General features: G+C 61.5%; 21 protein-coding genes and 1 other RNA gene. 18 read left to right on the forward strand and 4 right to left on the reverse strand.

Annotated features, from left to right (window positions below; genetic code table 11):
- The first annotated feature begins 55 nt into the window (after positions 1-55).
- From OP10G_RS18155 to secD, 18 genes are all read left to right on the forward strand, one after another.
- Positions 56-463 carry a low affinity iron permease family protein gene (locus tag OP10G_RS18155; protein WP_025229018.1) on the forward strand — a complete coding sequence of 136 codons (408 nt, stop codon included), beginning with the start codon at positions 56-58 and terminating at the stop codon, positions 461-463.
- Positions 464-535: 72 nt separating this feature from the next.
- On the forward strand, positions 536-1,387 hold the full coding sequence (gene lgt / locus OP10G_RS18160; RefSeq protein ID WP_025229017.1) for a prolipoprotein diacylglyceryl transferase: 852 nt from the start codon (positions 536-538) through the stop codon (positions 1,385-1,387).
- Positions 1,384-2,346, forward strand: coding sequence for a bifunctional heptose 7-phosphate kinase/heptose 1-phosphate adenyltransferase (locus OP10G_RS18165; protein WP_025229016.1), 963 nt, complete (start codon positions 1,384-1,386; stop codon positions 2,344-2,346). Before lgt ends, OP10G_RS18165 begins: the two co-directional genes overlap by 4 nt.
- A gap of 72 nt (positions 2,347-2,418) precedes the next feature.
- Complete coding sequence (locus tag OP10G_RS27240) at positions 2,419-2,616, forward strand: hypothetical protein (RefSeq protein WP_038473348.1); 198 nt, start codon at positions 2,419-2,421, stop codon at positions 2,614-2,616.
- A gap of 113 nt (positions 2,617-2,729) precedes the next feature.
- A complete protein-coding gene (purM, locus tag OP10G_RS18175; protein WP_227624970.1) occupies positions 2,730-3,830 on the forward strand; it encodes a phosphoribosylformylglycinamidine cyclo-ligase in 1,101 nt (366 codons plus the stop codon).
- A 2-nt stretch (positions 3,831-3,832) separates the two neighbouring features.
- The gene (locus OP10G_RS27490) at positions 3,833-4,183 is read left to right on the forward strand and encodes a hypothetical protein (RefSeq protein ID WP_144241239.1); all 351 of its coding nucleotides are present in this window, start codon (positions 3,833-3,835) and stop codon (positions 4,181-4,183) included.
- Between the two features lie 717 nt (positions 4,184-4,900).
- Positions 4,901-5,464, forward strand: coding sequence for a thioredoxin family protein (locus OP10G_RS18185; protein ID WP_025229012.1), 564 nt, complete (start codon positions 4,901-4,903; stop codon positions 5,462-5,464).
- A 50-nt stretch (positions 5,465-5,514) separates the two neighbouring features.
- Positions 5,515-6,417, forward strand: a complete 903-nt coding sequence (locus tag OP10G_RS18190) for an RluA family pseudouridine synthase (RefSeq protein ID WP_025229011.1) — start codon at positions 5,515-5,517, stop codon at positions 6,415-6,417.
- Positions 6,418-6,435: 18 nt separating this feature from the next.
- Positions 6,436-7,161 carry a 3-deoxy-manno-octulosonate cytidylyltransferase gene (gene kdsB, locus OP10G_RS18195; protein ID WP_025229010.1) on the forward strand — a complete coding sequence of 242 codons (726 nt, stop codon included), beginning with the start codon at positions 6,436-6,438 and terminating at the stop codon, positions 7,159-7,161.
- Positions 7,162-7,290: 129 nt separating this feature from the next.
- Complete coding sequence (locus OP10G_RS18200; protein WP_025229009.1) at positions 7,291-7,503, forward strand: hypothetical protein; 213 nt, start codon at positions 7,291-7,293, stop codon at positions 7,501-7,503.
- Positions 7,504-7,838: 335 nt separating this feature from the next.
- A complete protein-coding gene (locus tag OP10G_RS18205; RefSeq protein WP_052547828.1) occupies positions 7,839-8,786 on the forward strand; it encodes an ABC transporter ATP-binding protein in 948 nt (315 codons plus the stop codon).
- Positions 8,783-9,568, forward strand: a complete 786-nt coding sequence (locus OP10G_RS18210; protein WP_025229007.1) for an ABC transporter permease — start codon at positions 8,783-8,785, stop codon at positions 9,566-9,568. Before OP10G_RS18205 ends, OP10G_RS18210 begins: the two co-directional genes overlap by 4 nt.
- Positions 9,569-9,573: 5 nt before the next feature.
- Positions 9,574-10,980: a tetratricopeptide repeat protein gene (locus tag OP10G_RS18215; RefSeq protein ID WP_025229006.1), complete on the forward strand. Its 1,407-nt coding sequence runs from the start codon at positions 9,574-9,576 to the stop codon at positions 10,978-10,980.
- A 96-nt stretch (positions 10,981-11,076) separates the two neighbouring features.
- Positions 11,077-11,175, forward strand: an RNA gene (gene ffs, locus OP10G_RS25965) — signal recognition particle sRNA small type.
- Positions 11,176-11,316: 141 nt separating this feature from the next.
- Positions 11,317-12,930, forward strand: a complete 1,614-nt coding sequence (gene dnaX, locus OP10G_RS18220; protein WP_025229005.1) for a DNA polymerase III subunit gamma/tau — start codon at positions 11,317-11,319, stop codon at positions 12,928-12,930.
- A gap of 173 nt (positions 12,931-13,103) precedes the next feature.
- Positions 13,104-13,430 (forward strand): YbaB/EbfC family nucleoid-associated protein, encoded by a 327-nt coding sequence (locus tag OP10G_RS18225; RefSeq protein ID WP_025229004.1) that lies wholly within the window; start codon positions 13,104-13,106, stop codon positions 13,428-13,430.
- Between the two features lie 98 nt (positions 13,431-13,528).
- Complete coding sequence (gene recR, locus OP10G_RS18230) at positions 13,529-14,125, forward strand: recombination mediator RecR (RefSeq protein WP_025229003.1); 597 nt, start codon at positions 13,529-13,531, stop codon at positions 14,123-14,125.
- Positions 14,126-14,321: 196 nt separating this feature from the next.
- The gene (gene secD / locus OP10G_RS18235; protein ID WP_025229002.1) at positions 14,322-16,874 is read left to right on the forward strand and encodes a protein translocase subunit SecD; all 2,553 of its coding nucleotides are present in this window, start codon (positions 14,322-14,324) and stop codon (positions 16,872-16,874) included.
- A 59-nt stretch (positions 16,875-16,933) separates the two neighbouring features.
- Here secD and OP10G_RS18240 read toward each other — a convergent pair whose 3' ends face one another.
- The 4 genes from OP10G_RS18240 to OP10G_RS18255 all read right to left on the reverse strand — a co-directional run bounded on the left by OP10G_RS18240 (position 16,934) and on the right by OP10G_RS18255 (position 23,218).
- Positions 16,934-17,860, reverse strand: coding sequence for a cell division protein ZipA C-terminal FtsZ-binding domain-containing protein (locus tag OP10G_RS18240; protein ID WP_025229001.1), 927 nt, complete (start codon positions 17,858-17,860; stop codon positions 16,934-16,936).
- Positions 17,857-18,831 carry a GTPase Era gene (gene era, locus OP10G_RS18245; RefSeq protein WP_025229000.1) on the reverse strand — a complete coding sequence of 325 codons (975 nt, stop codon included), beginning with the start codon at positions 18,829-18,831 and terminating at the stop codon, positions 17,857-17,859. The genes OP10G_RS18240 and era overlap by 4 nt, the downstream gene beginning before the upstream one ends.
- Positions 18,832-18,995: 164 nt before the next feature.
- The gene (locus OP10G_RS18250; protein ID WP_025228999.1) at positions 18,996-22,532 is read right to left on the reverse strand and encodes a ribonuclease E domain-containing protein; all 3,537 of its coding nucleotides are present in this window, start codon (positions 22,530-22,532) and stop codon (positions 18,996-18,998) included.
- Positions 22,514-23,218: an HAD family hydrolase gene (locus tag OP10G_RS18255; protein WP_144241241.1), complete on the reverse strand. Its 705-nt coding sequence runs from the start codon at positions 23,216-23,218 to the stop codon at positions 22,514-22,516. The genes OP10G_RS18250 and OP10G_RS18255 overlap by 19 nt, the downstream gene beginning before the upstream one ends.
- Between the last annotated feature and the right edge of the window lie 59 nt (positions 23,219-23,277).

Raw genomic sequence — 23,277 nt, forward strand, 5'->3', positions numbered from 1 at the left:
GGACCTCCAGAACCGCACCTGCAATTTCCCTGTCCGAATGAATGGGTAAACAAACTTGAACGAAAAATTCTCAAGGATCGCTAGATGGGCTTCGAACATCGCGGGATCGGCTCCCGCCTTTGCGGCTTGCGTACTGCTGATCGTGGTGTGGGCCGCCTTCGGGCCAGTTTTTCACTACTCGGACACTTGGCAACTGGTCATCAACACGAGCACCACGATCATCACCTTTCTGATGGTGTTTCTAATTCAAAACGCGCAGAACCGCGATGCGAAGGCGATCCACCTGAAACTCGATGAGCTGATTCGAGCCCAGTCGGGGGCCCGTAACAAGATGATCGATCTGGAGAAGCTGACAGACGCCCAACTGCAACGGCTTCAACAGGAGTTCGACAAGATCTGTAACGAGGAGGAGCCTCGGACCGCCGCTGGGCGGGCGCAAGAAGATACAAAGCAAGCGGCGTGAACCGACGAGGCCGGAAAGGCGTTGAAATGGGTGCGCGGTAGACTTTGAGGTCGGCCCGCGGTCGATCCTCTGATGCTTCCTATCCTCTTTCACATCGGCAAATTTCCCGTGCGCAGCTACGGGATCAGCATTCTCGTTGCCTTTCTATCGGGCCTGTGGCTCGTTCGGAAGCGGGCGGAGAAATTCGGTTTCGATAAGCAGAAGGTCACCGACCTCTGTTTTTACTTGCTGATCATCGGGATTCTAGGCGCTCGTATCCTATTCCTGGTTCAGGACATCCCGTATTACTCGAAGCACCTCAACGAAGTGTTTTCGCTGACCTTCGCGGGTCTGACCAGCTTCGGCGCGCTCATCACGGGCGGCGCGTACGTGATCTACTGGGCGAAGAAGCATCACGCCCGGCTTGGAAACCTCTGCGATCTACTGGCGCCCGGCTTTATGCTGGCGCACGTCTTCGGCCGGATCGGCTGCTTTCTCAATGGCTGCTGCTACGGCGGGGTCTGCGACGCTTCCGTGCCGTGGGCGACCCACTTCGAAGGCGTAGTGGGGCTGCACCATCCGGCGCAGCTTTACGATTCACTTATGAACCTCGTTGGGCTCGGTTTGCTTTTGCTCTATGAGCGAAAGGGATTCCGCCCGGGGCAGGTCACCGGCATGTTCTTGATCCTGCACGGACTGACCCGGTTTATCTACGAATTCTGGCGGGCGGGAACCGATCAAGAGGTTCAAACCGGGCTCGCCTCCTCGACCTATTGGACGAAGATCGGCAGCCTCCAAATCACCCAGGCCCAAGGCGTGGCGCTGGCGATGATCGTCGGCGGTGTCGTTCTCTGGTTCCTCGCCGGCCGCCGGCAGGTTTCGCCTCAGGATCCCACGGAATTAGAGCCGAAATCGGACGTGGCGCCGGAGATGCAAGCCGCGTGACCCCCGGCGAGCTCTTGGCGAGGTTTCGCGGTCGGCGCGCGCTCGTCGTCGGCGACCTGATGCTGGACGAGTACATCTTTGGCCGCGCGACCCGGATCTCGCAGGAGGCGCCGGTGATGGTCGTCCGGCAATCGTCCACTCGCGCGGTTCCGGGAGGAGCCGCCAACGTGGCGAGCAACATGGTCGCCATGGGAGCGCTGGTAAAGATGGTCGGCGTGGTAGGCAGCGACGCGCCGGGAGATTTGCTCTCCGCCTCGCTTCGCGAATACGGGCTCGATGGAGAAGGGCTGGTCCGCGATCCCAGCCGGCCGACGACCCGAAAGACGCGCGTCCTGGCAAACCATTCGCACCAGGTTCTACGGATCGATCACGAAGACGAGGCTCCCGTCTCCGGGGCGGTCGAAAATACGGTTTTGGAGCGAGCGATCGCCGCGATGGCGGAGGTCGACGTGGTGCTGATCAGCGACTATCAAAAGGGATCTGTCACCGAGCGGATCATCCGGGGGATCGTCGAAGAGGGAGGTCGAATTCGCGTGCCGGTGGTGGCAAACCCCAAGCCGAAGAGCCTTCCGTTTTACGAAGGGGCCGCTTTGGTGAGCCTCAACCAGTTCGAGGCTGGAGAAGCCGCCGGATTGGGGGGCGCGGTGCCCGTCGAGGACGCCGAGAGAGTCGCGGACGAATTACGGCGCCGTCTTGGGGTCGACCAGGTTTTGGTTACGTTGGGCGCCAATGGGATGGCGGCGGCGGGTGCGGATTCGTTCCGTGTTCCGGCGATCCGGGTCGAGGTTTACGACGAGGCGGGCGCGGGCGATACGGTTATCGCCACGGTAGCGCTCGGAATCGGATCGGGCGCGTTCCGGCGAGAGCTGCTCGAGCTAGCGGCGCAGACCGCCGCCGCGGTGGTTCGCAAGGTCGGCGTGGCGGTACCGTCGGCCGAAGATCTGGCGGCAATTCGCTAGGCTTCCCATACGGGGTATCCTGATGGGAATCCGCCGCCTGTGAGGGGGCATCCGATTGAGGCAAAACAGAGAATGAGAGTTCGAAACAAAGAAATCCGCACGCGGCGACACCGGAAAGAGCAGGTGATCAAGGCTGCCGAGAGAGCACTTCGTGAGCAGTACGGCGACAAGAAGGCCGCCCCCGCGCCTAAGCCGAAGCCGGCCCCCGCTCCGAAGAAGGCCGCCGCGAAGCCGGCTGCTGACAAGAAAGCTCCGAAGCAAGAAGCCTAAGCGGTTTCGAATCGAATTGGCCCGCACGCCGTCTGGCGTGCGGGCCAATTTTCGTTTTTCGTGAAAATAACGTGGCACGGGCGGCCCGCCCCTGTGCAAGGAGATGCGCTTACTTGACCTCCAATAAGGTCGGCGCGCCGGGTTGGAGGGCGCGGGCTGGTATCGTGATGGATATGCCGGATGAGGCGATCAGTTATCGGTCGGCGGGAGTCGATATCGACGAGGCGCAGCGGGCTCTCCGCGCGGTGACACCAAGGATTCAATCCACCCATAACGATGCCGTCATCGGCGGAATCGGTGGCTTCGGCGGGCTCTACCGCGGAGTTTTTCCGGAGATCGACAAACCGATCCTCGTTAGCTCGATCGACGGGGTCGGAACCAAGACCAAGATCGCGGCGATGGTAGGGAACCACTCCGGGTTGGGTCACGACATCGTCAACCACTGCGTCAACGACATTCTCTGCCAAGGGGCGCGGCCGCTTTTCTTCTTGGACTACTACGGCTGCTCCCGCCTGGAGGGCCTGGTTTTCGAAGAGATCGTCTCCGGCATGGCGGATGCCTGTCGGGACGTCGGCTGCGCGCTGATCGGCGGCGAAACCGCGGAGATGCCGGGGGTCTATACCGATGGCGAGATCGACGTGGTCGGCGCGGTTGTCGGCCTCGCCGACGCGGACCGGAAGCTTCCGAGAGGGAAGATGCAGCCGGGCGACTCGGTGATCGGAATCGCGAGCAACGGATTGCACACCAACGGTTTCTCGCTCGCCCGTCGAGTGCTGTTCGACGTGGGTGGGCGCTCGGTGCGCGACGAGGTTCCCGGACTGGGCAGGTCGATTGGAGAAGAGCTGCTTCGGCCCCACCGCTGCTACTTCAACTCGGTCTATCCGATCGTGCAGGAGCTCGAGCGGGTTTATGCGGTCGCCCACGTTACGGGAGGCGGTCTCTACGACAACTTGCCGCGGGTGCTCCCTTCGGATGTTCGGCTCGTGATCGAGAAACGAAGCTGGACGCCGCTTCCGATCTTCCAATTGATTCAAGCGACCGGCAACGTCCCCGATGTGGAGATGTACCGGACTTTCAATATGGGAATCGGCATGGTGATCATCGTCGACCGAATGGACGCCGCGGGCGTGGTCCAGCGGCTCAACGAGGCGGGCGAGTCGGCCGCCGTCATCGGCGAAGTCCAAGCGGGCTCGCCGGACGTCCAAATAGTGTGACGGTGCGCGCCTTGGCTTTCCTATCCCTATCGCTTTGCCTTTTGGCGCTCGGATGCTCGTCCGGCTCGCCACAATTGTCGGTTCACAACACAGGTCCGTTCGGAGCCACGGTATGGGCGCTGGACGGGAGCGGCCCGAAGCCCCAGTGGAAGGAGCTCGGGGTCGTAGGCACCTCTGAAACGAAGGAATTCGACCTCGGCTCGTTAGCCCCGAACAAGAATTTGCGCGTTCAGTGCGGTCCGTCGCCGGTCCAGATTCTCGCCATAAGCAACAAAAGCTCCGGTGGCTGTAGCCGGCCAAAAGCGGGAGTCTTAATCGACTCGCAGGGTCGAGCCGATCTTACGAACGGATGAGCCGTTTGCCCGATTGCAGCGGGTTCCCCGGAACCTTTTGGTTCAGGTTTAAGATGTGATGGACTTCGCCTCACCACCAGACGAGGTAACCGTGCGGAGCGCAAAGAGGTTTGCCGTAGCCTGAACCGCCCACGCATGGCACCCCGATCCCGGCATTCGGGCTAACTTAGAGGTTCAAAAGCCCGCTTTGCGGGCGGCGGACGAGGCGTCCGTGAACCCAGATGCGGGCGGGTCGCCCGCGCTCCAAGAGATTTAGTCGGCGCGATTGCCCCGATCCCGGAGGGATCAAAGAAATTAGCCGCGGGTCGGAGCCCCGGGGACAAGGAACCCACAAGCCTCCCCGACCCCGGCAGGCGGTCGCAGAGCCCATCACCAGGCGCGAACTGAACTGTCGGCGGCGACGCTGGCATGAAGAACGATAGGTGCGGGTAACGACGAGCTCCACTCAGGGGCGAGATTCGTCTGAAGATGGTTTGCCGCATTGGGGGACGCAACCCCGTTGGGGTTAATGAGATTGTCGGCCTTGGTACCAGGGTAGGACTCCGCTGCGCGGGTCCAACCCTTCGCTGGGGACGGAACCTCTTCGAGGTTCGGGAGGGTATCCGCGGCGTGGTATCGGTGGAACGCTAGGCAGGGTGCCGCCTATCGGTTGGGCGTCGGAATCGCTTCTGGTGATTGGTGCTTGGTGCGCGTTTTTGAAGTAGGCTGCGAATTGAGATGAAGGTTCGAACACTTATCCTCGCCGTTTTGGCCGTCCTACCGTTAGCGGCGGCCGGCGCCACGCCGTCCTCCGATTCCGTGATGGCCAAGGCTCGTGCCGAAGCAAAGCGCAGCGGGAAGAACGTTCTGGTCATCTTCCACGCCTCGTGGTGCGGTTGGTGTAAAAAGCTCGATAAGATGCTGGAGAGCAGCGACGCCGGACCGGCAATGTCCAAAGCGTTCGTGATCGTGCACCTCACGGTGGATGAGAGCAAAGACAAGAAAGATCTGGAGAATCCCGGAGCGCCCGAATTTCGCGCTTCGCTCGGCGGAGCGGACGCGGGCTTGCCGTTTTTCGCGGTGGTCTCGCCCAAAGGGAAGGTTCTCGGCAACTCGATCGAGCCGAATAAAGGAAATACCGGCTACCCCTCGGCTCCCCATGAGATCGCGTATTTCATGGAATTGATGGGCAAGACCACTCCGAAGCTCAAAGATGGCGAGCGCAAGAAGGTTGAGGCTTACCTGCGAGCCAACGCCGCTCCGGCGGCGCCGGCCCCGGCAATCGGCGGCGGCGGCCACTAGAAAGCACGATCGGGCTTCAGCCGGATCGGCTTGGCGAGTACAGTGAGGGAATGCGTCTCGTCGCGGATAGACCTGAGCGGCTGGACAAGTTCTTAGCCCGCGTGCTTCCCGAGCACAGTCGTACCAAATTGGCGCGGCTCATCGAAGAGGGGGAAGTGATGGTGGATGGAAACGTCCAAAAACCGAAATTCCCCCTGGAACCCGGAATGGAAGTGGTTCTAGACGAGCCGGAAGGAACTCCTGCTCATAACCTGGCCCCCGCCGACATCCCGCTGGAGATCGTATTCGAGGACGACGACCTGCTCGTCGTGAACAAACCGCGCGGCCTCGCCGCCCACCCGGCAACCTCGCTCAAGGAGCCGTCGCTGGTGAACGCCCTCTTAGGCCGAAACACGGTGCTCAGCACGGCGGGCGGCGATTTCCGCCCCGGCATCGTGCACCGGCTCGATAAAGAAACGACCGGTTTGATGGTCGTCGCCAAAAACGACCAGGCGCACGTGAGCTTGGCGCGGCAGATGGAGGCGAAGACGGCCGAGCGACGCTATTTCGCCGTCGTTGGTGGCAATGTGGAACAGGAACGGTTTACGGTGTCCGCGCCGATCGCCCGTTCGAAGCATAACCGCCTGTTGATGGCGGTGGATCCGCACGGAAAGCCGGCAGTGACGCACGTCAAGCGGATCGCCCGGATGGAGACCGGTACCTTGGTCGCTTGCCGTCTAGAGACCGGCCGAACCCATCAGATCCGAGTTCACCTTCGTGCCATCGGCCTTCCGGTCCTTGGCGACACCATTTACGCCCCAAGGGAGTACGCGAGCGGGCCGCTGCAGCTTCACGCAGGATTCCTAGCCTTCGACCATCCCAGAACGGACGAGCGGGTCTCGTTCTACGCTGCGCCGGATAGCGAGTTCTTGGGGCACGAGCTAGTCTCGCGGGCGGCGCTCGAAGAGTTCTGAGGGACGCATAATTCCGCCATGCGCTGCTGCATCGTGATCCCGGCTCGAATGGCATCAACCCGGTTCCCCGGAAAGCCGCTCGTCGACCTCATGGGCAAGCCGATGGTGCAATGGGTCGTGGAGGCGGCGCGGCGGGCGGAGATCGCCGAGCGAGTCGTCGTCGCCACCCCAGACCGCGAAATCGCCGACGCCTGCTCGGCATTCGGGGCGGAGGCGGTAATGACCCGACTGGATCACCCGACCGGCACCGATCGAATCGCGGAGGTGAGCGAGAGGTTAGAAGCCGACGTGTATGTGAACGTGCAGGGTGACGAGCCGCTCATCCGTCCGGAAAGCATCCGCGCGTGCGCACAGCCACTGGTGGCCGACTCCTCGATTCCGATGGGAAGCGTTTACTCCGACTGTTCCGAAGAGGAGGCAGAAAATCCGGCGGTGGTGAAGGTGGTGACCGATCTGGCCGGATTTGCGCTGTACTTCAGCCGGCACGCCATCCCATACCCTCGCGCCGTACGCTCGACGCCGGTCAAAAAACACGTGGGGATCTACGCCTACCGCCGCGAAGTGGTCCAGGCATTCTCCCGGTGGCCGCAATCGCCGCTGGAAATGGCGGAGAGTCTGGAGCAGCTCCGGTTTATGGAGAACGGCGTACGGATCCGAATGTCGGAAGGCGCGGGCAGCGAGTTGGCCGTCGATACCCCCGAGCAAGCCGAAGAGGTGAGGCGAGTTCTTAACGCCAGGCGTTAACCTTTTTCCAACGCCCAACGCCCAACGCCGGTAGTTGCCGATCCCCACACCTGCCTCCGCTCTGGGACTTCTGGCGCGGTTCGGCTGCAAGAGCGAACCGGCGGTGCTCTTCAGCCGGTCGCCAGAAGTATGAGTTCGCAGGTTCGAACGCTTGGGATCGGGGCGGCGATCGGTTTCGCGCTTTGGTTCTTCATTTACCAGCTCATGTATTCCAACGACGCCAACCTCGGCGCCGCCATTCAATCGGCGGAAGACCAAGGGCTTGCGGTGCTGGTGCTGACCGGCGCCACGGTAGGAGCTCTCATCGGGGCCGCGGCGCACCGTCGGCCGCGAAATTTTTAAAGAAAAAGCGCGGGGACGCTGAAAGGAGAGCAAAGCACGCCCCCGCGAGGCTTCTGCCAAGACCCGTTCTTCTAATTTGTACGAAACTTCTTCGCACTGCGAGAACTTCGGCCCCTTGGCTGTGGTTGCAGTATAGACGGGGAATCCCTAAATGGGGGATTCTTCGAGTTGCTTCATCGGTGCCAAAGCCGTTTTCGCCTGTTTCTTCTGTTTAGAGAGCCTGGTGGGTGCGGGAAATTGTGCCGGTTGTAGCAGCCTCGGGGCGGCTTATCCCAACAAAAGTGGGCATAGGTATACTCCGGGACCCAACCTACCCACAGGGAGGTGCGCAGCCCTTGGCCGCCGCCATCGAAACTAAGAAGCTGACCAAAAGCTATAAGTCGCGCCAGCATGGCCACATCAATGTGGTCGATCATCTCGACCTCATCGTTGAGGAAGGAGAGATCTTCGGATTTCTCGGACCCAACGGAGCCGGGAAGACAACGACCATTAAGATGCTTCTCGGAATCATCTACCCGACCTCCGGCGAGGGCTATGTCCTCGGTAAGGAGATCGGCGACATGGACGTCCACCGGATGATCTCGTATCTCCCGGAGCGGCCGTACTACTACGAACATATGACGGGCCCGGAGATTCTCCGGTTCTACGGATCTCTCTTCGGAATCAACGACGAAGCGAAATTCCAAGGCCTGCTCGAAAAGGTCAATCTCCACCGAGACACGACCAAATCGATCTCTCAATACTCAAAAGGTATGCAGCAGCGAATCGGTCTGGCCCAAAGCCTGATCAACGATCCGAAGCTTCTGTTCCTGGACGAACCTACCGGCGGCCTCGACCCCATCGCGCACCGCGAAATTCGAGATCTCATCATTTCCTTCCGGGATGAGGGGCGGACGGTATTCATCTCCAGCCACGAGCTGAGCGAAGTCGAGCTGATCTGCGACCGGGTTGCGATTATCGACCGCGGCATCATCCGCCGCCAGGGCAAGCTCACCGACCTCCTTCGAGGCGGCCGAATCGAGATCATGGCGACGGAAGTCGCCGCCAAGGTTCTCGAGAGCCTGAATCTCACCGACAGCAACGTGCGAACGGTTCCGCAAGGAATTCTCTTCGACATTCCGGAAGAGAACGACGTCAATGGCATCATCGACGCCATTCGCACCGCCAAGGGGAACATCCTGAGCATCGTTCCGCGCAAGAAGCGACTGGAAGATCTCTTCGTGGAGACCGTTCAGAACAAGCCGACCCCCGTCGGCGCCGCTCAAGATGGAGGCGCGAAGTGAGACCGATTATCGCTATCGCGAGCACCACCGTGGGTGAGGCGATCCGCCGGCGCGTCCTGCTGATCATCCTCCTCCTCGGCGTGGTTCTCCTCGTCGTCGCTCCCGGCCTCGGAATCCTTTCGGCACGGTCGGAAACCACCGTCTTGAAGGGAATGATGCTTGGCATCATCCAGCTCACCAGCGCGGTCATCGCAATCGTTCTTACGGTCTATATGATCCCGAACGAGATCGAGCGCCGCACCATCTATACAATCCTATCGAAGCCGGTTCAACGCTGGCAGTTCTTGGTAGGGAAGTATCTGGGCGCGGTCTCCGCGCTCGGCCTGATGATGGCGCTCATGTGCGCGGTCCTCTTCGTCGTGTTCCTCATCGAGAAGCAAGACATGGGGATGATCCTCGACGTCATGAAGGCGCCGCTGATGTACTTCGTGCAGATGAGTCTGCTCGCAGCCGTCGCGATGTTCTTCTCGACGTTCGTGGCGCCGCTGGTGAACTTCTTCCTGTCGGGAGGTCTGTTCCTCCTCGGATCGTTGTTCAACCCGTTCTTCCAGACGCTGCAGGATAACTCCAAGGCAACCGGCTTCGCAAAGCTGGCGGCCACGGTGTTCAACACGATTCTGCCGAACTTCGCGAACTACAACATCCAAAACCCGATCATCAACCCGCAGAGCCAGATCCAGAACGAGAAGACGTACTATCTCAGCATCACCTTCTACGGTGTCTGCTATATCGTCGCCCTCCTCGTCGCCGGCATCTGGGTTTTCGACCGTAGAGAGGTTTAGACGCGATGAAAAGCCGAATCTCAACCCTTTCCGTCGGAGTGTTGGCCGGTGTAATGGTCCTTCAGGGGCTGCTGCAGCGGACGGCGATCTACGATACTTGGTCGAAGAATTACAGCCCGGCGGCAACCGGTAAAGGCGTGGTCACCAAGGGTCTCGACCCCTTGCAGATGATCTTCGCCCTTGCCGGCTTCCGCGAGATGATCGCGGGAATCCTCTGGGTGCGCGCCGACTCGTTCTTCGACTCAGGCAACTACGATGCGATCCTGCCGATCATCCGGCTCGTGACGCTCCTCGATCCGCATGAGATCGACGTGTACGCGACCGGTATGTGGCACATCGGCTACAACTTCACGGATGAGGAGCAGCGCTCCGACCGCCGCTATATCCCGTCGGCATTGGCCCTCGGCAAAGAAGGCGCGCGGAACAATCCGGACACGTACGAGCTGTACTTCGAAACCGGTTGGCTCTGGTACCACAAGATCGACGACGACTATCAGAACGCCGTCGATTGGTTCCTGAAGGCTCAAGAAAAGCCGGATATGATTCCGGCTCGAAAGAACCTGTTGGGCATGGCGTATCAGCGCAACGGCGAGATCGAAAAAGGTCTCGACACGTACATGCGGCTTTACAAGGAAGCCGACGCCGTGTACCAGAAGAACAACAAGGAGTTCCAAAACCACCAGAACGTGGCGGTCATCGAGCAGAACATCGATACGATGCTCGTTCGAATGGTCCAACGTGGCTGGGTGGCGGAGCAGCAGGGCCGGCCCCTCACTCCGTACGACGTTTATCCGCCGTTCGACGTCGGATTCAGCGTCAAGGCGACCGTCGTCGAGCCGCGCGTGATCAAGTTCGAAGGGACTTGGAACGTTCTCCCGGTCGGAACGCGCATTCGCGTCACCCTTCGTGACGAGAACTACACGGCCGACATCGACGGGTCCGCCAAGGACGTTACCGAGCCCGCCGGCCTGAAGTGGGATTACTCGGACAACGTCAACCTCGATCCTCCTCGCGATCGAACGTTCATGCAGGATCAGCTCTTTGTTCGCAACCGGCGGTTTAACCGCAAGGTGGACATGAGCAAGGACCCGACCATGTACCCGTTCACCAGCGAGAAGTATCTCCTGGAGTTCTACTACAATCCGCGCAGCGCGCCTCCGCACATCCAAGACAAATTCTCTTGGAACGGCGAAGGGATGACGGACAAGAACTTCCTGAATACGGATATCAAACCGAAGCAGCGAGTCGTCTATGCCCGTCTGTATCTCACGCGAGACCAGATCCTGCGCCACGGCGACTGGCTCGACAACACTCCGGTCGTGAAGACCCCCAACTACAAGGAAATCGACCGCGCGTCCAGTTCGGACGACGTGATCGTCGACATTCCATCTCTTCGCTCTGGCGGAAAGTAAGGGTTCGGGAAAAAACGCCCCGGGGCTTAGCCTCGGGGCGTTTTTTGTTTGGCGATATGTCAAGCGCAGGAGCGTGCGCGTCTGCTAACATCTCTCTGCCGGGAACTGCGCGGCGGCAGGTCGGTGAACCCCGCCAGGACTGGAAGGTAGCAACGGTAAGTCGGTTCTCCGTGCGACGCATCCTTCCCGGCTTTTCCATTTTCGATTGCTGGATTGGTTGATTGCTCGATTGCTTGATTGTTCGACTGTTTGATTGCGTCGGTTAATCCCGTGATCAAACTGGCTGGCAATTGTGTAATCGAGCGATCAAGCAATCAAGCAATCCCGCAAGTGAGAATGTCTTACCAGTCGCTCTACCGCAAATACCGGAGCCAAACCTTTGGCGATCTGATCGGGCAGGACCACGTGGTCAAGACGATCCAGAATGGTATCGCGTCGGGGCGGATCGCCCACGCTTACCTGTTCACGGGGCCGCGCGGAACGGGTAAGACCTCCACCGCCCGGTTGCTTGCCAAGGCGCTCTGCTGTGAGAGCGGACCCACACCAGAGCCCGACAACACCTGCGAGATCTGCCGAGACATCACGGTGGGAAGCTGCGTCGACGTCGTCGAAATGGACGCCGCCTCCGAGTCGGGTGTGGACGACATTCGCGAGCAGATTGTGGAGGTCACCGAGTACCAGCCGATGGTCTGCCGGTACAAGATCTTCATCATCGACGAGGTGCACGACCTGTCGGCCAAGGCGTTCGACGCGCTCCTGAAGACGATCGAAGAGCCGCCGCCCCACATCATTTTCATCCTCGCGACCACCGAGTACAACAAGGTTCCACCCACGATCCGGTCTCGTTGCCAGAAATACGAGTTTCACCGGGCGAGCATGCAAGACCTGATTCGCCGCCTCACCCACGTCGCGGAGCACGAAGGGGTTCAAGCCGAGCCGGCGGCGATCACTGCGATCGCCCGGATGGCGGACGGCGGCTACCGCGACGCGTTGACGCTGCTGGAGCAGGCGATGCTGACGAGCACCGACAACGTGATCACCCTTCAGCAAGTGTACGACCAGCTCGGCTTGGTATCCGAGGAGGCGGTGGACGGCTTGCTGCTCGCGATCCGCGAGGCGGATGTGCCCGCGATCATGCGTATTCTTGCCGACATCGCCCGGCTCGGCCGCGACCCGCGTTCGATCCTCGAATCGGCGATGTACCGACTTCAAGACCTAACGCTGGCTTCGTACCAGGCGCATCAGGACCTGTCCGACGCCGCTCGGGAAGCGTCGCTGCATGAGACCTCGACCCGGCTCGGCCGGGAGTTCATCCTGCGGATGCGGGGCGACCTCGCCGAAGCGCACAAGGCGATCCGCGACATCTCGCTGCCTCGCCTGTGGCTGGAGAGCGAGTTGCTGCGGCTCTCTCAGCCTCGAAGCGCCGCGCCCGCTCCGGTAGCGGCGGCGCCTGCGGCGCCGAGGCCCGCCAAAGCGCCGGAACCGGTGCGGCAGGAAGCCGCTCGCCCGGCGACGCCCCGGCCTCCCGATCCGTCACCGACGCCGACTCCCAAAGAAGAGCCGGTCGCGGCGGTGGGAATGCCGGCCGTGTTGGAGGGAGACAGCCCGGAGGCTGTATGGTCCAGAGTTCTCGCTTCGTTGCCCGTAAAAGACGGACAGCCGGCGGCAATTACTAAGAAGGCGCGGGCGGCGACCCTTATCGGGCTAGAGGGCCAAGAGCTCGTCATCGAGGTCCCGAGACGAATGGACGCCGAATGGTTTACGGACGACATCAAGCGAATAGCGCTTTTGAATCGCCACGTGCAGGCCCAGGGTGGGGAAGGGTGGATGATCCGAGTACGGGCTTCGGCCAACGGATCGTCTTCGCTTGGCGACGAGTCGTCCACCGTGGAGCTGCCGGCCGAGGGGGAGCGGCTCGAAGAGCTGGCGCGTAAGGTTTTCGGCGTCTAAGTCAAAAACGTAGCGTCGGCGTCTCGCCGATGATTCCAACCGTAGCGTCGGCGCCCTCGCCGATGATTCGGTGTGCCGCAAGGTACACCCGCCCCGATCATTAGAACTCCCTTAGAAGTACCGGCACGCGGTAGAATCAGCAAGCCTGCGGCTATTTCCCGGGCGATAACACCATGAAACTGCCCAAGAATTTTGGCCCTCAGGGTTTCGGCGGCGTGATGCAGCAGATGAAGGACGCGATGGCGCGTGCCCAGACTCTCGAGGCCGAGCTTGCAAACGAGCGAATCGGCGTCGACAAGGGGCCGGTCAAGGCGTTGTTCAATGGCACCGGCGAGATCCTCAAGCTCACGATCGACAAGTCGATCGTCGATCCCGAGGATGTCGAAGCGCTCGAAGACCTGATTGTCAGCGTGGTTCGCGACGGCTTTAATGCGGCGACCCAGCTTCGCGAGTCGAAGGTTCAGGGAATCCTCCCGAACGTCCCCGACCTCGGAATGTAAGGTGAGGCCGGCTTCCGGCCGGCCACTCGGACTGCCGCGTTAGAGGTCGTTCCGGCGTATTTATAGGTGGTTCCCGACGCGCTTTCGACCCCTCTTTTATGCTGTTTGCCCGCCCTCTCGCCGAATTGATTTCCGAGCTCGAAAAGCTGCCCGGAGTTGGTCCGAAATCCGCCCAACGCCTCGCCTATCACCTTCTGCGAGTACCCGAGCACGAGGCGGTTTCGCTCGCGAACGCGATCCGAAACGCAAAACAGCGTCTACGCTTTTGCGTCCGATGCCAGAACATCTCGGAAGCGGAGACTTGCGAAATCTGCCTAGATGGCCGAAGAGACCGCTCGATGGTCTGCATCGTCGCTGAGCCGCGCGATATCGCCGCGATCGAGCGGATCCACGAATACAAGGGCGGCTACCACGTGTTACACGGCCTTCTAAGCCCAATGGACGGCCTGGGGCCGGAGCAGCTCCGCGTAAAGGAGTTACTGGGACGCCTTGCCGACGGCGATATCGAGGAGATCATCCTCGCCACCAACCCGACGATCGAGGGCGACGCCACCGCGCTTTACTTGGCCAAATTGCTTAAGCCGATCGGCCTTAAAGTGACGCGCCTCGCCCACGGTATGCCGGTGGGCGGCGAGCTCGACTACGCCGACTCCGCCACCTTGCTCAGCGCGCTTGAATACCGGCGAGAAATGTAGACGGGGATTGGCGTTGGGCGTTGAGGCGCTGGGCGTTGACTCTCGTTAGCACTGTGGTCCCGCTCAGGTTAACGCCCAACGCCTCAACGCCTAACGCCGCGACACCAAGCGAATCGACCACCCACCCCCCGGCCGGAGCCTCCCCAAGGTATACTCCGCGAACTCGGGAGGGTGCGCCAGGAGGCGCGAATAGACGTTGCGGTCAAAGAGTTACCTGTTTCTTCTCCTAGTCCTTGGGCTCGGAATTATTTCCGGCATTTTCTACAAGCAGACGAAGTACAACTTCGGTCTGGACGTTCGTGGCGGTGTCGCTCTCACGTACGAGATGGTGCTTACGCCGGAGGAACGTAAAAAAGCGGAGGAGATCCGTAACCGGCTTATTCCAATTTTGATGGCTCGCGCCGCCGGTTCACTTGCCGTTGCGGAGCCGTCCATCGTTCCTAAAGGGACGGACCAGATCGTCATCGAGCTGCCGGGCGCCACCGACGTCGAGAAGGCGCGGCAGACCATCGGCTCGAGCGCGAAGATCCAGTTTTACTGGGCGAAGAACGTCGTCGGCCCCCAAGCTTCCGCTCGGCCGTACACCGCTCAGGACGACAAGGATCCGAAGAACCCCACGGTTAACTTCCGACGAACCTACGGCGGCAATGGTGAGGAGATCAAATACCTCGGCCCGGATGGCAAGCCCAACCCGGCGTATGCTGACGTTATCAAGGGCTGGCAGAAGATCTTGGAAGGCCAAGATCTCGACCACGCCGTCATGCAGTCCGCCGGAAGTGGATATCAGCCAGAGATGATTTTCTCCGGCACCGGAGCCCAGAAAATGGGCGAGTGGAGCCGCCGGTATCAGGGCAAGGAAGAGAATATCGCCGCCGTCCTCGACGGGCGCGTGATCAGCCTCGCGCATGTCCAGGGCGACACCATCCTTCGGGACGAGGCGATTATCAACGGCACCTTCCCAGACGCCTACGTCCGGAATCTCGTCGACCTTCTGAACGCGGGCGCGCTTCCGGTCGACCTCAAGGTGCTCAGCAGCCAGCGCGTCGAAGCGACGATCGGCATGCAGGCGCTGGACAAGATGGTCACGGCGGGCGTCATCGCCTTCGGCGCGATCTCCATCTTCATGCTCGCGTACTACGCCTTCCCCGGCTTGGTTGCGATCATCGCCCTCGCGCTCTACGTTCTATTTACGCTGACCGTCCTTAAACTGGCCAACGCCACGTTCTCGCTCGCCGGCATTGCGGGCTTCATCTTGTCGGTCGGTATGGCCGTCGACGCTAATATCCTCGTCTTCGAGCGATTTAAGGAGGAGATGAAGCGGGGCAAGTCGTTGCAGACCGCCATCGACCTTGGCTTCCGCCGCGCCCTGCCCGCAATTATCGACTCGAACGCCTGTACCGTTCTCACTTCGCTTGTCCTTGCCTACCTCGGCACCGGACCAGTCAAGGGATTTGCGACGACGCTGATTATCGGTGTCGTGATCTCGTTGTTTACCGCCGTCACGGTTACGCGGTCGCTTCTCGTGTTCGTCACGAACAGCGGAATCGCGGACAACGTGAAGCTGTACGCCGCCGACCGCAACTGGTTCAAGCGGTTCGAAGAGCGAGCCGACACCGAGCCGGTCGAGGTCGTCAACAAGCCGGCCCGATACTTCTGGCTCTCGGCGATTTCGATCGCCGTTTGTCTTCCGTTCGTCTTCTTGGGCGGCCTTAAGCCGAACGTCGAGTTCCGCGGCGGCTATGAGCTTCAGTACAAGATCGGCTCCAAAACGATGTCGGCCGACTCGGTTCGCTCCGGATTGGAGAAGATCGGTCTTCGCGGCGCGAACGTGAAGTTCGGCGGCGAAGGGGCCGACCGAGTGGCGATGGTGACCGCACCCGCCGAAGGTCAGCTAGTCGACAAGACGCCGGAACAGGCGCAGTCGATCGTGGGAACGGCGATCGGGTTTAGCGCCGCGGACTTCGGCGGCAACTCCTTCGTCGGTCCAGCCATTCAGGGAGAAACGATTCGGAACGCCATCATCGGCGTCGTCCTCTCGAGCCTTCTGATCGTCGTGTACCTCGCGCTCCGCTTTGGCTTCGCCATCGGCGGCTTCGTTCAAGGTCTACGCTTTGGCGGCTCCGCCATCGGCGCGCTGGTCCACGACGTTCTCTTCGTCGTCGGCTTCTCGGCGGTGGTGGGGTTCCTCAATGGCTGGGAGATCAGCGCGCTCTTTATCACGTCGATCCTCACGGTCATCGGGTTCTCGGTCCATGACACCATCGTCATCTTCGACCGAATTCGAGAGAACCTTCGCCGGCCCAAGCCGGGCGACGATCTGGCGCACCTGATGAACCGATCGATTACCCAATCGTTCGCCCGGTCCCTAAACACCTCGATGACGGTCGTCTTGACCTTGTTCATCATGTTGTTCGCCGGTACCACGACCCCCGACCTCAAGCTGTTCTGCGCGACGATGCTCGCCGGAATCATCTCCGGAACCTACTCGTCAATCTACAACGCCTCACCGATTCTCTATCTCTGGGATCGTTCGATCGGCAGGCGAAAGGGCGAGGGCGAGACATTGCTCGGCAAGGCAAGGGGAGAAGCCGCCAAGCAACGGGTCATCACAACGCAGACGGTGGCGCCGATCGCCGACGTCCCCAACCCGACCCAGCCTCCCGCCGGACGCTCTTATGGTCAGGTTCGCCGCCGAGCGAACGAACCGAAGAAGAAGCCGGGGCACATCGAGATAGAAGACGATCTCTGAGATGGGTTAGCGGTTAGCAGCGGGAAAGGGATAGTCCACCGCTAACTGCTAACCGCCAACTATTCCGCAAACAGTTTCACTGCTTCGGGTGCGCCGGTGGTCATTCCGGCGTTTGAGAACGCGCCGATGGCGAGCCGGAGGTTTTCTCGCAGCTCCTGACGGATTTTTTCTGTCAGCTTGCGATCGTCTTGATCTCGAACGTCGCCTCCCATGTCACGCGAGATGATTTGCGCGACATGAAAACAGCCCTGAAGCGCCTGGCTTGGCGAGGGAGAGAGGGGAAGGCTGAAGCCGATGGTGACGCCTAGGTGGGTGGCTCCGGCATTCACACCGCTAAGGGCAAAGGCGTCCGTGTCTCCAAATGGGGTTACGCTCAAGAGCGGGTGAGCAAAGCCGGGCAATTGCCAGTCGAACGATCCGTGCGATCCGAACTTAAGCCCCAAGCGTGCGCACATCACCCATAGGTCACGCTCCCGGTAGCCCCCTGGGGGCGCGTAGATGGAAAGCGCGAAACCGATGTCGAGCGCATCCCGGATCTCTATCAACGACTTCACCACCCGGTCGATTTCCTTGGGATCCGGTAGCGGAATGACTCGGCGTTGGATAAACGGGGCGAACCGCTCCGCGGTTTGAAGCAGATGGGTGGCGGCAGACTTGCTGATCGAGCCGCGGGGGGTGACCATGTCCCAGGCTAGGGCGAGCGAGTCGTAGGATCCGTCGATCGAATTCGTCAACTGCTGCCACTGGAGGTCGGCCGGGCGCATGGCGAAGAGCTGGGGTTGACCCAACGCCTGGTACCACTCGGAAGCCAAAAGATGGGTCGCGGCAGGCGCGGGGATCGACCGCGGACCTACGAATTCGACGACGAATTGAACCTTATGCAGCGGTCCCGCTTTGGTGGGCGGAGCAACGTCCAGAACCGGAAGCGCCACGGCCGGATCGGCCTGTAACGCCGCTCCGAATGGATCGGCGCCCCCGGGAATCACTCGCTGTACTCCAGCTCCCGCAGAATACGCGGGTTCATGCGCCATCCCTCGCTCACCTTCACGTGGAGGTCGAGGTGCACCCGATGTCCGAGAAGCTCTTCGATCTCCGCTCGGGCTTCGGTACCGATCTTCTTGAGGAACTGGCCCTGTTTGCCAATAAGGATGCCGCGCTGGCTGACCTTCTCAACGAGAATGCTGGCTCCGATCCGAGTGAGATCCCCCTCGTCTTCCCACTCTTCGATCATCACCGCCACGGAGTGGGGAACCTCTTGCCGCGTTGCGATTAGGATCTTCTCTCGCACGAGCTCGGCGGCCAGGAAGCGGCTCGACTGATCGGTGAACTCGTCCTCATCGTAGATAGGGTCACCCACGGGTAGGCGGCTGACGATCATATCCATCAGCTTGTCCACGTTGTGCCCTTGCGTGGCAGTGGTCAGCATGTAATCGTCCTCCGTGATCCCGAGGAGCCCAGTGTAGGCCTCCACATTCCGGACGACGTCCTCCGCCTTCAGGAGGTCCATCTTGTTCATGCAAAGGATGATCGGGACCTTCACCTCGCTCGCCTTGACCATCTTGGCGATCAGCTTGTCCAAGTCGCCAGGATGGTGAGCGCCGTCCGCGACGTAGACCACAAGGTTGATGTCTGCCAACGACATCTGGGCTTGCTCGATCATCTGCTTTCCAAGCTGAGTATGAGCCTCGTGCACCCCCGGCGTGTCGATAAACGCCGCCTCATACCCCGGCCCATGCGCAATCCCAATCACCCGCCGCCGAGTCGTCTGCGGCTTGTTGCTAACAATCGAAACCTTCTGCCCCACGATATGGTTGAGCAAAGTGCTTTTGCCCACGTTCGGCTTGCCGATAAGGGTGACGTAGCCGGACCTAAAGGGCGTTGGGCGTTGGGCGTTGGGCGTTGGGGGGCTGGCCTCAACCGGCTGCTCGATCGGAGGAATAGCTTCGTTATCTGTCATGGGTTAGTCTTGTGATTTCTTTTCCAATGCTCCAATCTGATTGACGCTTCGTGGCGTGACCGAGGCCACAACTCCTAAACGCCCAACGCCCAACGCCCAACGCCCAACGCCCAACGCCCAACGCCCAACGCCCAACGCCCAACGCCCAACGCCCAACGCCCGTACTATTCTCTTTTCCTAAACATCACGTTCAGCCCAATGTCGTCGAAATCGCTGGACACCTCGACGGTGGATTCGGACCTTCGGCTTGGGGTGGGGGCGGAGCCGTTGCCGTCTTGGCCGTTCCCCTTGCCGCGCCGGCGTCGGCGTCGGCGGCCGACTCCGGAATCGGACTCTTCCGCAGGACCGGGGCGATCTTCTTCGATGTGCTGCGGGCGAAGGAACCACTCGTCGGCGTTGTCGTCGGAGTCGCTTCCTCCCATCCACTCATCGAGCTTCATGATCGGTACGTCGAAGTTGGAACTGTCGATCCGCATGTTCGTCTCCCGCGGGGGCAGTTTCTCGATGTGTAGGACGGTTCTCGGATCGGCGTGGAGCTGGTGCTCCAGCTCGTCTCGCGGGCCGACGAGGAAGCAGTGGGTTGAGCCGTCTACCGCAGTAAAGCGGACATTCGGCGAGTCGACCGCACTCCATTCGTCCGAAAGGAGGTTGTAGGCCGAGAACTTGCCGGGAAGCATGATCGTTCGCGGCCCGGCTCCCTGGCAGTGAACGGTGCAGAACGGGTGACGGACGTGCACCACGTCTTCCTGGTGGTTCCAGACATGGGCGCCCGCCATCTGGGCGAGCGCGCGGATGAGGGCTGGGTTCACGACCGGCTCCCCGAGGAAGACGCTCGTCCAATGCGTATCGGCCGGACCCTCGTTGAACTCCTTCACCACGAAGCTCGGCAACCCGGTTTGGGTGTACTCGCCCAATACTGTCGCGCCCTCGGGGATCGCGAAGTAGCTGGGTTCCAACTTGGAGCCTCCCGCCACATTTCGATCGGGGAAGGCTTCCGCAAGCGGGTGCCGACGGTTCAGGATCGTGGTGCCGGCCTTGCTATAGAACGGCTGTGGCTTCAGCGCAATACCGGTAACTTCACGGGCTCGCTCCAGCGACTCGCGTCCGGCATCGAACAGTCCGGCTGCATATAGCCAGAAGAGCACCTTGTTGTCGCGCTGCAGGCGCGACTTGATCGCCGCGCGCAGCTCCGGCCGAACATCCCAGGCATTAACGAAGATGTAAAGCTTGCTCTCCGGGAATTTCTCACGGTGGGCAAGATCGCTCAGCAAGTAGAAAGCGGCGCTGACGCCGGCGCGGAGCACCGACTCACGGACGTTTTGGACCAACAGCTTGAATGCGTGGCTGTCCACGAGATAGGCGAGGGCCCGCTCGTCGATGAAGATCGCGACTTCCGGATCGTCCAACGGAGCGGCAAGCCGGTCGATCATCGCCTCGCGAACCTTGCGAGCTCGCTGCCAAACGGAGTGAGTTCGCAGCCATCCGTTCCCCCAAAGATCCATCCAGGCGACGCCGCTGGCGTGCGCCAGGGCCGCGCCCGCGCCGCGCCAGTGCACGCTTTCCAGCGCCTGGGGGGTCTTGAGCTGCGGGTTGAAGTCGTCGGGCTCATGGCCGACGCTGAGAGACGTCTTGAAGTCTTCCTCGCTGATATACAGTTTGCCGTTGAGGGCGAAGCTGTCGATCGGCCCGGGGAACGGCGCGCTGCCGCCCGGCTGCCGACTGCGGTAGCTGGGAGGACCGGCGATGAAGTCGATCTCCGGCGTGCGCAGCAGCTTGCCCAACGAGAGGTGGCCGCTGGCCGGGTGCGACCACTCGAAGGTGTAGCCGTAGCTGGCCCCGATCAGGAAGTACCCGTCGCTCGCCGCCTTGGCCGCGTAGGCCAGGTCGGCGATCCGCTGCACGGTGGCGTCGCTGAGGAACAGGTGGTAGTCGACGTAGCGCCGCTGGCGTCGCGACGACCGGATGAACCGCTCGCCGTCTTCTCCCTCCGGCTGATAGGGCGGAATCTGGATATTGTCGAACCGGACGGTGCCGTCGAACCAAGACGCGCGAAGCGTGACCTCGTCGTCCAGATACCGGGTTCGAGCCCACTCGCGGAACTTCGTTTGGGCCGCCTTCGAGTCGTCGTAGCCGGCTCCTTCGCCGAGGAACCACTCGCCTCGCTCCAAATGGACTCCAAGGATGTGGGCGTTCAGATCAAGAAGGCGCATCTGCTTGACGAATCGTTCGAGGCACGCCTTCGTGACATTCCAATACTCGTCGTCGCAGATGCTCGGCTCGGCGATCGTGCCGTCCGGTTGCTTATAGCGGGCGTTGGTAAAGGTATCTTCCCAGTTCCGGGGGGCCTGCAAGACGAGGCGGAAGATGACTTGGCTCTCGGGGTCGATCTGCACCGAGCGAGCAAGGATATAAGCCGCGAATCGGGCTGAATCGTCCACGGCGGCGAGATCGGTTTCCAGTTCGACCAGGTAAGAGTGAAGATGAACGCCCGCCTCGGCGGCCATGCGAACCTCTTCGAGGACGGTATCGGCTCGCCGCTCGTCCGAGGGGGACCCGAAGAACATGATGGGCGGATACACCTGGTGGTTTCGCACCAAGGTCGGGACACCGTTTCGGACGACTACCTGGGGGGCGTCGTCGGGAATCGGGATTGCCGCTTTCTCCGGCGGTTTCACCGTCGGCCGGTCGCGGCGAACCGCGGAAGGCTCCCGGGGGGCGATCGTCGTTGTCGGAGCCTCTTCCGAGGGGGCCGTGGCCACCGGTTCCGAGCCTCGCTCGGGGCGGTTTCGACCACGCCGGCGATCCTTGGCTACGACTTCCACCGGTGCGGGCGCAGGCGTCGCGATATCGGGAGCCGGCGCGGCCGCGACGGGGGTCTCCGCGACCTCTTCTTGCTGACCGTTCCGTCCGCGCCGTCGTCGCCGTCGTCGCCGCGAGGCATCGCCGCTCTCCTCCGTAGGTTCGGTGAACTCATCCGAAGCAGCTTCGTCGTCGACCGCTTCGGCCTTTGGCGTCGTCGTTTGCCTTGGGCGCCAGATCGGCTCCGGAAGCTCGAGGGAGGCGAAATCGTAGTTTTCCGGCCTTACCGGCTCAGCGGCTTTTGCCACCGCAGGCTCGGGGGCAGGGGCGGAGACGGGGGCGGAGGTGGGAGTTTTGGCCCCGCGACCCCGGCGGCCCCGTGCTCCCTTGGTGGGGGCCGATTCCGACGGTTCTTCGACCGGGGTTTCTACCACCGCGACCGGCTCGGGCATCGGGATGGGGGCGGCCACGACCGGCTTTGCCTTGGCGCGGCCACGATTTCGTAGAGGGCCTTTGGCGGAGGACGGTTCGACTTCGGCGGAAACCGAGATCGGCGCGGATTCCTCTGGGAGGGCGACTTCGGCCGCGACCTCGGCAAGAACCTCCGGCGTGTTCACCTCAGGCTCCGCCACGATGGGTGAGCTCGCGCTCTTTGGCGAACTCCTGCCTCGGCGGCTGGGCGCTACCTTTGCCGGCTTCACGGGCATCGGTTCGCTGATCGCTTCGGCGACTTGAACAACCTCCGGCTCCGGGGGCGCGACTACTGCGGCCGGCTTTTTGGTCTTGGCGGCCACGGCTTTCGCGGGACGAGGGGACGATTTCGCTTTCTTCGGTTCGGGCGCGGCGGGCGGGGTCGGTTCCGGGGTTGTTTCGGCGGGCTTTTCTAGCTTCTTTCGCGGCATGGTGTCTGTAAAAAGGCGGTCTCGGTCCATGCGAGCAGCGCTTCGGGCGTTTCGATCAGTAGGTCGGGCTGCTCGTTCAGCAGCTCGTAGCGGAGGCCCGCGCCGTACGCGACGGCCACCGCGGTTAGACCGGCTTGCCGGGCGCATCGGAGATCGTAGATCGAGTCGCCGATCATTGCGGCGCGCTCGGGACGGACTCCGAGGATCTCGCACGCTCGTAACGCGCTCTCGGGATGGGGTTTCGGTTGATGAACATCGGAGGCGCACACCGTCGCGTCGACGTATGGCGCGCCCTCAAATCGTGTGAGAAAGGCGTTGAGCTCCACGGTCGACTTACTCGTCACCAGCGCGGTTCGGACGCCCTGGCGGTGGAGAAGTCGAAGGCAATCGACGGCGGGCTGGAAAAGACGCTCGAGCTCTTCGTGGACGGTGAACCGCTCGATGGCATAGGCGCTCATTTCCAAGACCTGCTCATCGGTCGGCTCGTATGAAAGGAACAGGCCAACCTGGTCCGTCAGCGGCTTTCCAATCTGGCGGAGGATCGTTTCCGGGGGGGGCCGGACTCCGGCAAACCTCTCGAACGTATCTCCGAGCCCACGTACGATCATTTCCAAACTGTCGACAAGCGTCCCGTCCACATCGAAGAGAACAGCGTCAAAGTCGAACAGTAATCGCCCGTGCGGCATTCGCCCGAGTATGACAGATTCTACGAAGGCGGAAGGCGGAAGGCGGAAGGGATTGAGGG

The organism is Fimbriimonas ginsengisoli Gsoil 348 (genome assembly GCF_000724625.1).
Lineage (GTDB): Bacteria > Armatimonadota > Fimbriimonadia > Fimbriimonadales > Fimbriimonadaceae > Fimbriimonas > Fimbriimonas ginsengisoli.